Below are 14387 nucleotides of genomic sequence, written 5' to 3'. Positions count from 1 at the left end.
CCGTCCACATCCCCGGTGGCGCTGCGTGCGACACCTGTGACGGTTGCGGTCCCTGCGAAGAAACGTTCCTTCGGTGTTCTGTGGAGCTCGGGTCAGTGCACCGAGCTGCTCGCGCCGGACGTCGCCGCCGCCGTGACGAGGCGATGCCGCGCGCGCCCCATGAGCTCCTCGCGCTCGTCCTCGGTCAGCCCGCCCCAGACGCCGTACGGCTCTCGTACGGCGAGCGCGTGCGCGGCGCACTGGGCGCGCACCGGGCACCTCATGCAGACCTCCTTGGCCGAGTTCTCACGTGCACTTCGCGCGGCGCCCCGCTCGCCCTCCGGGTGGAAGAACAGAGAGCTGTCCACCCCGCGGCAGGCTGCCAGGAGCTGCCAGTCCCACAGATCGGCGTTCGGTCCGGGAAGGCGGGAGAAATCTGCCATTGCTTGTCCCCTTGCAACCTGTTTGTGCGGACTACGGACCCATGACCGTACATCTACTGTCTGAGTAGATGAAAATATGACTCATGGCGAATCTAGTCACAGACACCATGAAAAGGGAAGAAAAGCCGCTAAATGGGGCATAGCTTCAGGCGAAGTTGCGGTGACCTGCGGTAGCGGTGCGGTGTCCGAGCCCTCACGTAGAGTGTCGAAGAGGGGTCACGAGCCCGTAACTCTTTCGAGTGACCGTCGTTGAGGGTGTGAGGCGGTTGAAAACAGAAGCGCTCGGGCAGGTGTCCGAGGGCGTCAATCGCACAGGTGACGATTCGTACCAGCCTGGAGGCTCAAGGTGACGCGCAGCAGCTGTGAGAGCCGCGGGGGACAGTCATGACTTCCGTCCTCGTCTGCGACGACTCCCCGCTTGCCCGAGAGGCGCTCCGACGCGCGGTGGCGACCGTGCCCGGCGTAGAGCGCGTGACGACCGCGGCCAACGGCGAGGAAGTCCTCCGCCGCTGGGGCGCCGATCGCTCGGACCTGATTCTGATGGACGTACGCATGCCCGGTCTGGGGGGCGTCGAGACGGTGCGCCGGCTGCTCTCGGCCGACCCCGGCGCCCGGATCATCATGCTGACCGTCGCCGAGGATCTCGACGGCGTCGCGCTCGCGGTCGCCGCCGGCGCCCGCGGATATCTGCACAAGGACGCCTCGCGCGCCGAACTGCGGGCGACGGTCACGCAGGCCCTCGCCGACCCGACCTGGCGGCTCGCCCCGCGGCGGCTGCGTTCCGCCGAGATGGGGGCGGCGCCGACGCTCACCGCGCGTGAGATCCAGGTCCTCGAAGGCATGAGCCACGGCCGCTCCAACGCCGAGATCGGCCGTGAGCTGTTCCTCTCCGAGGACACGGTCAAGACGCACGCGCGCAGACTGTTCAAGAAGCTCGGCGCCTCGGACCGCGCGCACGCCGTGGCGCTCGGCTTCCGCTGGGGCCTGGTCCGCTAGGCCGTGCCCGTAGAGCCCCGCCCCCAGCCTTCGGGCGGGAGGTGCCCCCAGCCCCGCGACTTCCCCGGCCGAAGGCTGGGGGAGCCGCAGGGCCCGCCCTTCGGGCGGACGGCGGGACTTTTCGGACACGGCCTGGAAGTGCGCCGCCGCGCGGGTTCCGTGTCGTCGTCAGTGCGTCCCGTCCGCCACCACGCGGACGGGACGCGTCGTGACCTGCGGTTCGGACGGCTCGGACCGTGCCGTGCTTCGTTTCCCGCGCGATGCCGCATCCTTGAGGTGTGGAGTTCCTCGGGGACGATTCGATCGAGCGGGAGGGGAGGGCGCAGGAGATGAGTTCCGGCGCACCTGCTCATAACGCTTCGGTGCACAACTCTGGACGCGGTGCCACGGATCGGCAGACGCCGAGGCACCATGGACCGATGCGTGACGACGAGGCTGCTGCTGCCCAAGGGGCCATCGGTGCACTCGTACGGCGCGCGGTCGACGGTGACGAGCAGGCCACGCACGACCTCCTGGCCCGCGTGCACCCCCTCGCGCTGCGCTACTGCCGCACCCGGCTGTCCCGACTGCCGGGTGACGCACGGCACTTCGTGGAGGATCTCGCCCAGGAAGTGTGTGTCGCCGTGCTCCTGGCGCTGCCGCGCTATCGGGACACGGGGCGCCCCTTCGAGGCCTTCGTCTTCGCCATCGCCGGGCACAAGGTCGCCGACCTGCAGCGCGCCGCGATGCGCCACCCGGGGTCCACGGCCGTGCCGTCCGACGAGATGCCCGAGCGGCCCGACGACTCCCTCGGGCCCGAGGAGCGCGCGCTGCTCAGCAGCGACGCCGCGTGGGCCAAGAAACTCCTCGCCAATCTTCCGGAGAATCAGCGCGAGCTGCTGCTGCTCCGGATCGCCGTCGGGCTCACCGCCGAGGAGACCGGCCAGATGCTGGGGATGTCGCCCGGCGCCGTCCGGGTCGCACAGCACCGGGCGTTGAGCCGGTTGCGGGCACTCGCGGAGCAGTGAGGCGGGCGGAGTCCGGCGCCGCGTTGTCGTAGGAACGTACAACGATCGCCGTTCGCTGTGATGGGATCGTGGAATGAAGCGCTCCCGCGGGCCGTTAGCATGGTGGTCCGCGCCTGGCAAGAGCATTGGGGAAGGTGTCATGAGTGACCACGTCGACGGAGCACCCGAGAAATTCGCGATGCTCGGGCTGACATACGACGACGTCCTGCTGCTGCCGGGCGCCTCCGAAGTCCTGCCGAACAAGGTGAGCACCGCCTCGCGTGTCTCGCGCAACGTCTCGGTGAACATTCCGCTGCTCTCAGCGGCGATGGACAAGGTCACCGAGGCCCGGATGGCCATCGCCATGGCCCGGCAGGGCGGCGCCGGTGTGCTGCACCGCAACCTCTCCATCGAGGACCAGGCCAACCAGGTCGACCTGGTGAAGCGCTCCGAGTCCGGCATGGTGACCGACCCGATCACGGTCTCGCCGGACGCGACGCTGCGTGAGGCCGACGAGCTGTGCGCCAAGTTCCGCATCAGCGGCGTGCCCGTCACCGACGGCGGCGGCAAGCTCCTCGGCATCGTCACCAACCGCGACATGGCCTTCGAGGTGGACCGCTCGCGCCAGGTCCGCGAGGTCATGACGCCGATGCCGCTGGTCACCGGCAAGGTCGGCATCTCCGGCGAGGACGCCATGGAGCTGCTCCGCCGCCACAAGATCGAGAAGCTGCCGCTCGTCGACGACGCCGGCATCCTCAAGGGCCTCATCACGGTCAAGGACTTCGTGAAGGCCGAGAAGTACCCCAACGCCGCGAAGGACGCCGAGGGCCGCCTGGTCGTCGGCGCCGCGGTGGGCGTCGGGGACGAGGCGTACGACCGGGCGCAGGCCCTCGTCGAGGCCGGTGCCGACTTCCTCGTTGTGGACAGCGCGCACGGCCACAGCCGCGGCATCCTCGACATGATCGCCAAGCTGAAGACCAACATCAACATCGACATCGTCGGCGGCAACGTCGCGACGCGCGAAGGCGCCCAGGCGCTGATCGACGCCGGTGTCGACGGCGTCAAGGTCGGCGTCGGCCCCGGCTCCATCTGCACCACCCGCGTCGTCGCCGGCATCGGCGTCCCGCAGGTCACCGCGATCTACGAGGCCGCCAAGGCGTGCCACGCCGCGGGCGTCCCCCTCATCGGCGACGGCGGCCTGCAGTACTCCGGCGACATCGCCAAGGCCATCGCCGCCGGCGCCGACACGGTGATGCTCGGCTCGCTGCTCGCCGGTTGCGAGGAGTCGCCGGGCGAGATGGTGTTCATCAACGGCAAGCAGTTCAAGTCGTACCGCGGCATGGGCTCGCTCGGCGCGATGCAGTCCCGCGGCCAGGCCCGGTCCTTCTCCAAGGACCGGTACTTCCAGGACAACGTCCTCTCCGAGGACAAGCTCGTGCCCGAGGGCATCGAGGGCCAGGTGCCCTACCGCGGCCCGCTCTCCTCGGTCGCGCACCAGCTGGTCGGCGGCCTGCGCGCCTCCATGGGGTACGTGGGCTCCGCCGACATCCCGGAGCTGAAGGTCAAGGGCCGGTTCGTCCGGATCACCTCGGCCGGGCTCAAGGAGAGCCACCCGCACGACATCGCGATGACCGTCGAGGCGCCCAACTACGCTGGTCGCTGACCGACGGGCACAGACGGGGAGCACGCTTGGAGGCCCGTGGGTACTACGCCCGCGGGCCTCGGTGTGTGTGTCGGGGATACTGGAAGACGCAGACCGGAGAGTGGAAAGGCCACACAACGTGACTGAGATCGAGATCGGGCGCGGCAAGCGCGGCCGCAGGGCGTACGCGTTCGACGACATCGCCATCGTGCCGAGCCGCCGGACGCGGGACCCGAAGGAGGTCTCGATCGCCTGGCAGATCGACGCCTACCGTTTTGAACTGCCGTTCCTCGCGGCCCCCATGGACTCGGTCGTCTCGCCGCAGACGGCGATCCGTATCGGCGAGCTGGGCGGCCTGGGCGTGCTCAACCTCGAGGGCCTGTGGACCCGTTACGAGGACCCGCAGCCGCTGCTCGACGAGATCGCCGAGCTGGCGCCCGAGGCCGCGACCCGCCGCCTGCAGGAGATCTACGCCGCGCCGATCAAGGAAGAGCTGATCGGCCAGCGCATCAAGGAGGTCCGCGACTCCGGTGTCGTCACCGCCGCGGCCCTCTCCCCGCAGCGCACGGCCCAGTTCTCCAAGGCCGTCGTGGACGCGGGCGTCGACATCTTCGTGATCCGCGGTACGACGGTGTCGGCCGAGCACGTGTCGGGTGCCGCCGAGCCGCTGAACCTCAAGCAGTTCATCTACGAGCTGGACGTCCCGGTGATCGTCGGCGGCTGCGCCACGTACACGGCCGCGCTGCACCTGATGCGTACCGGTGCCGCGGGTGTGCTCGTCGGCTTCGGGGGCGGCGCCGCGCACACCACGCGCAACGTCCTCGGCATCCAGGTCCCGATGGCGACCGCCGTGGCCGATGTCGCCGCCGCGCGCCGGGACTACCTCGACGAGTCCGGCGGCCGGTACGTCCACGTCATCGCCGACGGCGGCGTGGGCTGGTCCGGCGACCTGCCGAAGGCCATCGCCTGCGGTGCGGACTCGGTGATGATGGGCTCCCCGCTGGCCCGTGCCACGGACTCGCCCGGCAAGGGCCACCACTGGGGCATGGAGGCCGTGCACGAGGATGTGCCGCGCGGCAAGAAGGTCGACCTGGGCACGGTCGGCACGACCGAGGAGGTCCTCACCGGTCCCTCGCACTCGCCCGACGGCTCGATGAACTTCTTCGGCGCCCTGCGTCGTTCGATGGCCACGACCGGCTACAGCGAGCTCAAGGAGTTCCAGCGCGTCGAGGTGACGGTCGCTGACTCGGTGCACCGCCGCTGAAACACAGCACTACAGAAGAAGGGCCGTACCGCGCGCGAGCGGTACGGCCCTTCTTCTGTAGTGCGGGATTCGCTGGTGCTGTGCCGGTTTCGTCAGAGGCGGTGGGCCGCCCCGATCGGGGTCGCGCCCCGGGTGTCGAGCAGCAACTGGGCCTTCACGGCGAGGCTTTGCAGGTCGTACGTGCGGTGGGGCTGGAGCAGGATCGTCAGGTCGGCGTCGGCGGCCGCCTCGTAGAGGGAGTCGGCGCGGGGGACGGGGCGGCCGAGGACGTTCCAGTGCGGGACGTACGGGTCGTGGTAGCTGATGGCGGCGCCGAGCTCCATCAGGCGGGTGGCGATCTCGTGGGCGGGTGAGCCCTGTTGGTCGGCGAGGTCGGGCTTGTAGGTGACGCCGAGAAGCAGCACACGCGCGGCGCGGGCGGACTTGCCGTGCTCGTTGAGGAGCGTGGCCGCGCGCTGGATCACGTACTGCGGCATGCGGTGGTTGATCTCCTGCGCGAGGCCGACCATGCGCAGCGGGTGGCCGGGTGTGCGGCTGTGGTGGGGCAGGTAGTTGGGGTCGAGCGGGATGCCGTGGCCGCCGACGCCGGGTCCCGGGCGGAAGGCCTGGAAGCCGAAGGGCTTGGTCTCGGCGCAGCGGATGACGTCCCAGAGGTCGACGCCCAGGTCGTGGCAGAGGACGGCCATCTCGTTGACCAGGGCGATGTTGACGTGCCGGTAGTTGGTCTCCAGGAGCTGGACCGTCTCCGCCTCGCGGGGGCCACGCGCGCGTACGACCTTGTCGGTGAGGCGGCCGTAGAACGCGGCGGCCGACTCGGTGCAGGCCGGGGTGAGGCCGCCGATGACCTTGGGGGTGTTGGCGTAGCCGTGGGTGCGGCTGCCGGGGTCGAGGCGGCCGGGCGAGTACGCGAGGTGGAAGTCGCGTCCGGCCCGCAGCCCTGAGCCCTTCTCGAGGAGCGGGCGGACGACGTCGTCCGTGGTGCCCGGGTACGCGGGCGACTCCAGGATGACCGTGGTGTGCGGGCGCAGCCGGGCGGCGAGGTCGCGGGCCGCCTCGGCGACCTGGCTCAGGTCGAGGGAGCCGTCGGCGCCGAGCGGGGTCGATGCGCAGATGACGGCGGTGCGCACCCGGCCGAGCTCCACCGGGTTCGAGGTCGGCCGGAAGCCCCCCGAGAGCATCCGGCGCAGGTCGGCCGCGGTCAGGGTGCCCTCGTCGGCGGGCAGCCGGCCCGCGGCGAGGTCGGCGCTGAGGCGGGGGTCGTAGGCGATGGTCTCGATCCCGGACGCGACGGCGGCCTGGGCGAGGGGCAGGCCGAGATGTCCGAGTCCGATGACGGCGAGATCTGCGGGCATGGCGTGGGCCGTCCTTCCCAATAGCCGGAACGGGAGGAGCGCGCAAGCCCTGTGGACAGAGCGGACCAGCGCAATGTCAGGTTAGGAGTAAATATGACCGTGATGCGGCATTGCGCGATGCCTGTCTTCGGAGTGTTGTCCACAGGCGGTGGCTGAAGTCCGCGACTGCGGACAGAATCGACGTTGTGAGCCCGACCACACGGGGGCGACGGGAGGCAGCAGTGAGGACAGCGACACTGGGACCGGCCGAGCGGGCGGAAGCACTCGCGGGCATGGCCGAACGGGAACTCGACGTGCTGGTCGTCGGCGCGGGCGTGGTCGGTGCCGGCACCGCGCTCGACGCCGTCACGAGAGGCCTCTCCACCGGCCTCGTCGAGGCCCGCGACTGGGCTTCCGGCACGTCGAGCCGGTCGAGCAAGCTCATCCACGGAGGCCTGCGCTATCTGGAGATGCTCGACTTCGCACTGGTGCGTGAGGCACTGAAGGAGCGCGGACTCCTGCTCGAACGCATCGCCCCGCACCTCGTCAAACCCGTCCCGTTCCTCTACCCGCTGCAGCACAAGGGCTGGGAGCGGCTCTACGCCGGATCCGGCGTCGCCCTCTACGACGCCATGTCGATGTCCCGGGGCCACGGCCGCGGTCTGCCGATGCACCGTCACCTCAGCCGCCGTCACGCCCTGCGCGTCGCGCCCTGCCTGCAGAGGGACGCGCTGGTCGGCGCCATGCAGTACTACGACGCGCAGATGGACGACGCCCGATACGTCGCGATGATGGTCCGCACGGCCGCGGCCTACGGCGCGAAGGTCGCCAACCGCGCCCGCGTCACCGGATTCCTGCGCGAGGGCGAACGCGTCGTCGGCGCCCGTGTGGAGGACGCGGAGGCCGGTGGGGAGTACGAGGTCAGGGCCCGCCAGATCGTCAACGCCACCGGGGTGTGGACCGACGACACGCAGGCCATGGTCGGCGAACGCGGCCAGTTCCACGTCCGCGCCTCCAAGGGCATCCACCTGGTCGTCCCCAAGGACCGCATCAACTCCACGACCGGGCTGATCCTGCGTACGGAGAAGTCCGTGCTGTTCGTCATCCCCTGGGGCCGGCACTGGATCATCGGCACCACCGACACCGACTGGGACCTGGACAAGGCCCACCCGGCCGCCTCCAGCGCGGACATCGACTATCTGCTGGAGCATGTGAACTCGGTGCTCGCGGTCCCCCTCACGAGGGACGACGTGCAGGGGGTGTACGCGGGGCTCAGGCCGCTGCTCGCCGGGGAGTCCGACGCCACCAGCAAGCTCTCCCGCGAACACACCGTCGCCCACCCGGTGCCCGGCCTCGTCGTCGTCGCCGGCGGCAAGTACACGACGTACCGCGTCATGGCCAAGGACGCCGTGGACGAGGCGGTGCACGCACTCGACCAGCGCGTCGCCGACTGCGTCACCGAGGACATCCCGCTCATCGGCGCCGAGGGCTACAAGGCGCTGTGGAACGCCCGCGCGCGAATCGCCGCCCGCACGGGGCTCCATGTGGTGCGCGTGGAGCACCTGTTGAACCGGTACGGATCGCTGACCGAGGAACTCCTCGACCTCATCGCGGACGACACATCCCTCGGCGAACCCCTGCAGTACGCCGACGACTACCTGCGCGCCGAGATCGTCTACGCCGCTTCGCACGAGGGCGCCAGGCATCTGGACGACGTCCTGACGCGGCGCACGCGTATCTCCATCGAGACCTTCGACCGCGGCACGCGCAGTGCCCGGGAGTGCGCGGAGCTGATGGCGAAGGTGCTCGGCTGGGGCGCGGACCACGTCGACAGAGAGGTCGAGCACTACGAGAAGCGGGTCGAGGCGGAGCGGGAGTCGCAGCGCCAGCCGGACGACCTGACGGCCGACGCGGCACGGTTGGGGGCGCCGGACATCGTGCCGTTGTGAGGGTGCCGGGGTTTCGAGCGCTCCGGGACCTGACCTGACCTGGTCGGATGGGTGGCCGACGGGCTGAGTACGGTTGCCGGGTGCTGGAGCGACTGGAGATCGAGAGCCTGCTGACCCTCGCCGAGGAGTTGCACTTCGGCCGCACGGCGGAGCGACTTCAGGTGTCGCGGGCGAGGGTCAGCCAGACGGTCCAGCGGCTCGAGCGCCGGGTCGGTGCCCCGCTCTTCGAGCGCACCAGCCGCCGGGTGCGGCTCACTCCGCTGGGCCGGCGCCTGGTCGAGGAGGTGGAGCCGGGCTACCGCCGGATCGAGCGTGCTCTCGCCGCCGCGCAGGCCGAGGCAAGAGGGCTGGAAGGGAGCCTGACCGTCGGCTACTTGGGCATGGCGGCAGGCGAGTTCGTCCTCGATGTGACCCGGCGCTTCACCCGGAGGCACAGCGGCACGGACGTCCGGATTCACGAGACGCAGGTCAGGGACATGCTGGGGCCGTTGCGGGAGGGGGAGGTGGACATACTGGTCACGCAACTGCCAGTGGTAGAGCCGGACTTGGTATGTGGGCCGGTCGTGCTGCGCATCCCCCGCATGCTGGCCGTTCCCGCCAACCATGTGCTCGCCCGACAGGACAGCGCGTCCGTCGAGGATTTGGCGCGCGAGCGGGTCTTTGCCTGCTCCGGCCATGTCCCGGAGTACTGGCAGGAACACCTGGCGCCCTCGTGGACACCCGGCGGTCGGCCTGTCAGGCGGGGACGGTCCGCGGCGACGCTGCCCGAGACTCTCGCCCTGGTCGGCGCGGGGGAGGGCATATCGCCGGTGGGGGCGGATGTGGCTGAGTCGTTCACGCCTCGGAACGTGGTCTACCTTCCGTTGCGCGACGCGGAGCCGCTGGAGTACGGGCTGGTCTGGCGGGCGGCGGGGGAGACCGCCCGGATTCGGGGGTTCGTGGATGCGGCGGAGGAGTTGGTGGCGGGCGGGGCAAGCGGCTGGGCGTGTAGGTAAGGCCAATCGGTCAGCGGGGCTTACCGATTGTTGCGGAAGCAGGGGCTGATCAGGAGCCTGTTGATCACCAGGCTGGTGGCATGACCAACGAACCGGCCACCGTGCCGACTGATGCCCCTTCCCCTGCGTCCGCGCCCCCCGAGGTGGCACCACCGCCCGGTGTAACGGCGTCGGCCCCTTCTCGTACGCCCGTGTCCCTCGCGCTGTCCGCGCTCGCGTTGGGGGGCTTTGCCGTGGGGACCACCGAGGTCGTCATCGCGGGTCTGTTGCCCGAAGTGGCGGACGACCTGGGGGTCACGCTGCCGACGGCAGGGCTGCTGGTGTCGGGGTATGCGGCGGGCATGGTGGTGGGGGCGCCGCTGCTTGCGGTGCTGGGGGCGAGGGTTCCCCGGAAGCTGCTGTTGCTGTGGCTGGTGGCGCTGTTCGTCGCGGCCAGTCTCCTGAGTGCCGTCGCGCCCGGGTACGGGGCGCTGCTGGCCGGGCGGGTGCTCTCCGCGCTCGCGGGTGGCGCGTATGTCGGGATCGCGTCGGTGGTCGCCGCCGGCATCGTGGCGCCCGACCGGAGAGCCCGAGCGATCGCCACCGTCTTCATGGGCCTCAGCATCGCCAACGTCCTTGGCGTGCCCGGCGGAACGGCCCTGGGGCAGGCGCTCGGCTGGCGGGCCACCTTCTGGGCCGTGACCCTGGTCGGCGTGGTCCTGCTGGCGGCGCTCGCCCTGCTCGTGCCTCATGTGCCCGTAGCGGAAGGCGCCGACGTCCGCCGCGAACTTGCCGTCTTCCGGCGCGGTCGGGTGTGGCGGGCCCTGGCCGCGACGGCGGTGGGCTGGGCGCCGTTCCTGACCGTGCTCACGTACATCGCGCCGATGCTCACCGAAGTCACCGGGTTCGACAGCGGGACGGTGCCGCTCGTCCTGGTGCTCGTCGGCCTCGGCATGGTGGTCGGGACGCCGCTGGCCGGGCGGCTCGCCGACCGTGCCGTCGAGCCCACGCTCATCGGGGCCCTGGCGGGAGTGACGGTCGTGTCCCTGCTGCTCCTCGCCGCGGTGCACAGCAAGCCTGCCGCGGTGGTCGCCTTCTTCCTGTTCGGCCTGGCCGGGGCCGCCGTCATCCCGCCTCTGCAGGCCCGGGTCATGGCCACGGCCCGGGGAGCCGACAGCCTTGCTTCGGCGGCCAACATCTCCGCGTTCAACGTCGGCAATGCGGGCGGGCCGCTCCTGGCCGGTTCCGCGCTCGCCGCCGGTGGTGGCTACGCAGCACCCCTGTGGATCGCCGGGCTGCTCGGCCTCGCAGGCCTCCTCCTCGCGTACCGGTCAGGGCGCTAGCGCCCTCTGTGCCCGCAGAACTCGGCTTCCAGGAGGGCGCGTTCGCGTGCTGTGTCGGTTGGGTGGTCGGAGTTGAGGCGGTATGTCAGGACGTGGTGGCCGTCGGCGGTGGCGGCGGTGGCGGCGTACGAGCCGATGATGCGGCCGGTGTGGCCCCAGACCGTGGTGCAGGAGAGCTTGGTGGGCATCAGGCCCATGCCATAGACGCCGTCGGACGAGTGGGTGCTGCGCATCGCGGCGAGTTGGGGTGCGGGCAGCAGGTCTCCGGTGAGGAGTGCGGCGTAGAAGCGGTTGAGGTCGTCGAGGGTGCTGATGGCCTCGCCTGCCGCGCCCGCACCTGAGGGGTCGAGTTCCGTGACGTCCGTGGCGGAGGCGGGAGTTCCGGAGTAGGCGCGGCCGTGCGGGGTGGGCAGTCGTCGGTCGGTGCCGGGGAACGACGTGCCGGTCAGCCGCAGCGGGGTGATGATGCGGCGCCGTGCCTCCTCGGCGTAGCTGCGGCCCGTGACCTTCTCGATGACGAGGCCGAGGACGGTGTAGTTGGTGTTGGAGTACGACCAGTCGGTGCCGGGCGGGAAGAGGGGGCGGTGGGCGAGGGCGATGCGGAGGAGTTGGGTGGGGGTGTAGTGGCGGTCGAGGGCAGGGGGGTCGCAGCGCGTACCGCAGGTAGTGGTGCGGGGATCCGGGGCGTGCGGGGTGAGCGGGGCTCCCGGAGCGTCCGTGTAGGCGTACAAACCGCTCGTGTGGGTGAGGAGTTGGCGCAGGGTGAGGTCGCGGCCGTCGTTGCCGTGGCCGCGTATGAGGCCGGGCAGATGGCGTTCGACGGTGTCGTCGAGGGTCAGCCTGTGCTCGGCGGCGAGCTGCAGCACGACGACGGCCGTGAAGGACTTCGTGAGGCTGCCGATGCGGAAGTGATCCTTGCGGCTGACAGGGCGGTTGGTGGTGGTGTCGGCGGTTCCTGTCGCTTCGTAACGCCTCGTGGTGTGGGCGGTGGTCGTGAGCTGCGAGAGGGCCGCGGCTCCCGGGGCGGGGGCGCTGGTGGCGAGCGGCGGCAGGGAGGCGCGGAGAGAGGGATTCGCGGGGGCGCTCGGGGAGGAAGGCTGACCGGAGGGAGCTGGGGATCCGTGCCCGGGGGCGGGCGTGTGCGGCGTGGGTGCGGCCATGGCTCCCGCCACGATGGCCGCAGCGATGGCCGCAGAGATCACCGCAGCGATCGCCGCAACTCCTAACAGACCCCCGCGAATCCGCCCGCACCACGTGGCCGACCGGTGGCCCTGGTGCGGGGTTGGGGTGGGAGATATGTGAGGGGGGTGTGAGAAGTGCTTGTCGGTCATATCGGTCCCTTGATCCGTGCCGGCCCATCATCGCGCGGACCCGGGCCTTCCCCACCCCGGGCATGAGAGACAATGGACGCTCTGCCAGGGCGCGTTGATTGCAGAGGGGACGCATGTCGGAGGCTGAGCAGCCGCAGGAGACCCAGGAGACCAAGGGGCGCCTCCTCGCGGGTCGGTACCGGCTGGGAGAGATGCTCGGCCGCGGCGGCATGGGCACGGTCTGGCGCGCGGTCGACGAGACGCTCGGCCGTACGGTCGCCGTCAAGGAGCTGCGCTTCCCCTCGGCCATCGACGAGGACGAGAAGCGCCGGCTGATCACGCGCACGCTGCGCGAGGCCAAGGCGATCGCCCGGATCCGCAACAACGGCGCGGTCACGGTCTACGACGTGGTCGACGAGGACGACCGTCCCTGGATCGTGATGGAGCTGATCGAGGGCAAGTCGCTCGCCGAAGTGGTGCGCCAGGACGGCCATCTGACGCCGCACCGCGCCGCCGAGGTGGGCCTCGCCGTGCTCGACGTGCTGCTTGCCGCGCACCGCGAGGGCATCCTGCACCGGGACGTGAAGCCGTCGAACGTGCTGATCGCGAAGGACGACGGCCGGGTGGTCCTGACGGACTTCGGTATCGCGCAGGTCGAGGGCGACCCGTCGATCACGTCGACCGGCATGCTCGTCGGCGCGCCCTCGTACATCTCGCCGGAGCGGGCCCGCGGCCACAAGCCCGGCCCCGCGGCGGACCTGTGGTCGCTCGGCGGCCTCCTCTACGCGTCGGTGGAGGGTGTCCCGCCGTACGACAAGGGGTCCGCGATCGCCACGCTCACGGCGGTGATGACCGAGTCGCTCGAACCGCCGCGCAACGCCGGACGCCTGGAGAAGGTGATCTACGGGCTCCTGGAGAAGGACCCGGACCTGCGGCTCGACGACACGGGCGCGCGGGCCCTGTTGAACGACGTGATCAACGCCCCCGAGGACGAGCCGGCGGGGCAGGCCGACGACCAGCTGTCCGCGACCCGTGTCGTACCGCTGCCCGAGGCGCCCGCGGAGAGCGGCCCCCGGCGCAGCGAGGCGGCGGCGGAGCGGCTCCGCGGCGCGCTGCGGTCGGTGCGCAACGCGGCGGCGGCGTCCGCGGCGGCGGGCCCGAAGTCCGGTACGGACAGGGCGGGTACGGGCAAGGCGAGTACGGGCAAGGCGAGTACGGGCAAGGCGGGTACGGGCAAGGCGGGTACCGGCGAGTCCGGTCCGGACGCGAATCCGGTCGATGGCGACAAGAGCGCCAAGTCGGGTGCGGTCACGGCCGGTTCCGGCGCATCCGGTGGAGCGAAGGCGCCGGGCGCGGGCGGCGGGGCCGTCGCGTCCACGCGTGCGGCGCTCACCGATGTGGTGCCGAAGCGCACGCTGGTCGTCGTGGCCGTGGTGGTCGCGCTGGCCGTGCTCGGCACGGTGTTCGCCGTGGCGTTCGGCGGGGACGAGGATCCGTCGGGCAAGGGCGGCAAGAACGAGGCGTCCACCTCGGCGGGTGCCACGGGCGACCAGGGCAAGGGCGGAGAGGACAAGCCCGCAGACCCGGGCCCGGACCCGGCCGCGGACGACGACGGCAAGGGCGAGGACGACGGCCGGGGCGAGGACACGGGCCAGGACGAGGACGACGAGGGCTCCGGGGACGACGGAGCCACGGACGGCGGGGTTCCGGCCGGGTACGAGAAGGTCTCGAACGGCCAGTTCATGTTCGCCATGCAGATGCCGAAGGACTTCCGTCGTACGGGCACGGCCGGACAGAACTCCGGGGCCATATTCAGCAAGAATGGCGGATTCCCGCGCGTCCAGATCGACTTCAACCGCAGCCCGGGTGACGACGCCGCCAAGGCCTGGCGTCAGCTCAGGCAGGCCGTCAGCGGGAGCATGCCCAACTACCGGCACATCCGCATCGCGGAGGTCGAGTTCAACGGCTATCCGACCGTCGCCGACTGGGAGTTCGAGCGCGACCAGGGCGGGCAGCGGGTGCGGGTCCTCAACCGCGGCTTCAAGGTCGACGCCCACCGCGGCTACTCGATCATGGTGACGTGCAAGGCCGACGCGTGGGACGAGAAGGAGTGCAAGACCCTCCGCGAGACGGCCTTCAAGACCTTCGAGCCCAAGGACTGACCAAGGAC

At 70.8% G+C, this 14387-nt stretch carries 11 protein-coding genes; 8 read left to right on the top strand and 3 right to left on the bottom strand.

What is annotated here, in order from left to right:
- Positions 1 to 92: 92 nt before the first annotated feature.
- A complete protein-coding gene (locus tag RCO28_RS17735) occupies positions 93 to 422 on the bottom strand; it encodes a WhiB family transcriptional regulator (protein ID WP_308942114.1) in 330 nt (109 codons plus the stop codon).
- Positions 423 to 806: 384 nt separating this feature from the next.
- Between RCO28_RS17735 and RCO28_RS17730 the strand changes: the two genes are divergently transcribed.
- The 4 genes from RCO28_RS17730 (at position 807) to RCO28_RS17715 (ending at position 5310) form a co-directional block, all read left to right on the top strand.
- Positions 807 to 1418 carry a response regulator transcription factor gene (locus RCO28_RS17730; RefSeq protein WP_003948568.1) on the top strand — a complete coding sequence of 204 codons (612 nt, stop codon included), beginning with the start codon at positions 807 to 809 and terminating at the stop codon, positions 1416 to 1418.
- A 419-nt stretch (positions 1419 to 1837) separates the two neighbouring features.
- On the top strand, positions 1838 to 2425 hold the full coding sequence (locus RCO28_RS17725) for a sigma-70 family RNA polymerase sigma factor (protein ID WP_282535606.1): 588 nt from the start codon (positions 1838 to 1840) through the stop codon (positions 2423 to 2425).
- Positions 2426 to 2564: 139 nt separating this feature from the next.
- Complete coding sequence (gene guaB / locus RCO28_RS17720; RefSeq protein ID WP_308942113.1) at positions 2565 to 4067, top strand: IMP dehydrogenase; 1503 nt, start codon at positions 2565 to 2567, stop codon at positions 4065 to 4067.
- A 118-nt stretch (positions 4068 to 4185) separates the two neighbouring features.
- Entirely contained in the window at positions 4186 to 5310 is a 1125-nt protein-coding gene (locus RCO28_RS17715) for a GuaB3 family IMP dehydrogenase-related protein (protein WP_308942112.1), read from the top strand.
- Positions 5311 to 5402: 92 nt separating this feature from the next.
- Here the strand turns inward: RCO28_RS17715 and RCO28_RS17710 are convergent, their stop codons facing one another.
- Complete coding sequence (locus RCO28_RS17710) at positions 5403 to 6662, bottom strand: nucleotide sugar dehydrogenase (RefSeq protein WP_308942111.1); 1260 nt, start codon at positions 6660 to 6662, stop codon at positions 5403 to 5405.
- A 221-nt stretch (positions 6663 to 6883) separates the two neighbouring features.
- On the opposite strand from RCO28_RS17710, the gene RCO28_RS17705 reads away from it, so the two are divergent.
- The 3 genes from RCO28_RS17705 to RCO28_RS17695 all read left to right on the top strand — a co-directional run bounded on the left by RCO28_RS17705 (position 6884) and on the right by RCO28_RS17695 (position 10907).
- Positions 6884 to 8590: a glycerol-3-phosphate dehydrogenase/oxidase gene (locus RCO28_RS17705; RefSeq protein ID WP_308942110.1), complete on the top strand. Its 1707-nt coding sequence runs from the start codon at positions 6884 to 6886 to the stop codon at positions 8588 to 8590.
- An 80-nt stretch (positions 8591 to 8670) separates the two neighbouring features.
- A complete protein-coding gene (locus tag RCO28_RS17700; protein ID WP_308942109.1) occupies positions 8671 to 9585 on the top strand; it encodes a LysR family transcriptional regulator in 915 nt (304 codons plus the stop codon).
- A gap of 191 nt (positions 9586 to 9776) precedes the next feature.
- Positions 9777 to 10907, top strand: a complete 1131-nt coding sequence (locus RCO28_RS17695; protein WP_308942108.1) for an MFS transporter — start codon at positions 9777 to 9779, stop codon at positions 10905 to 10907.
- Here the strand turns inward: RCO28_RS17695 and RCO28_RS17690 are convergent.
- Entirely contained in the window at positions 10904 to 12067 is a 1164-nt protein-coding gene (locus RCO28_RS17690; RefSeq protein WP_308942107.1) for a serine hydrolase domain-containing protein, read from the bottom strand. The two genes, RCO28_RS17695 and RCO28_RS17690, sit on opposite strands and share 4 nt — an antisense overlap.
- Before the next feature lie 284 nt (positions 12068 to 12351).
- Here RCO28_RS17690 and RCO28_RS17685 point away from each other — a divergent pair, with 284 nt between their 5' ends.
- Positions 12352 to 14379: a serine/threonine-protein kinase gene (locus RCO28_RS17685; RefSeq protein WP_308942106.1), complete on the top strand. Its 2028-nt coding sequence runs from the start codon at positions 12352 to 12354 to the stop codon at positions 14377 to 14379.
- The last annotated feature ends 8 nt before the right edge of the window (positions 14380 to 14387 follow it).

It is taken from the genome of Streptomyces sp. LHD-70, from assembly GCF_031157275.1.
GTDB lineage: Bacteria > Actinomycetota > Actinomycetes > Streptomycetales > Streptomycetaceae > Streptomyces.
The sequence above is the reverse complement of the archived record's forward strand: the minus strand, read 5'-3'. Positions and strand labels throughout refer to the sequence as shown.

Coding starts and splice junctions, on each gene's coding strand:
- RCO28_RS17690 (WP_308942107.1), bottom strand. CDS start 12,067: ATGGCCGCACCCACGCCGCACACGCCCGCCCCCGGGCACGGATCCCCA.
- RCO28_RS17725 (WP_282535606.1), top strand. CDS start 1,838: ATGCGTGACGACGAGGCTGCTGCTGCCCAAGGGGCCATCGGTGCACTC.
- RCO28_RS17710 (WP_308942111.1), bottom strand. CDS start 6,662: ATGCCCGCAGATCTCGCCGTCATCGGACTCGGACATCTCGGCCTGCCC.
- RCO28_RS17730 (WP_003948568.1), top strand. CDS start 807: ATGACTTCCGTCCTCGTCTGCGACGACTCCCCGCTTGCCCGAGAGGCG.
- RCO28_RS17735 (WP_308942114.1), bottom strand. CDS start 422: ATGGCAGATTTCTCCCGCCTTCCCGGACCGAACGCCGATCTGTGGGAC.
- RCO28_RS17685 (WP_308942106.1), top strand. CDS start 12,352: ATGTCGGAGGCTGAGCAGCCGCAGGAGACCCAGGAGACCAAGGGGCGC.
- guaB (WP_308942113.1), top strand. CDS start 2,565: ATGAGTGACCACGTCGACGGAGCACCCGAGAAATTCGCGATGCTCGGG.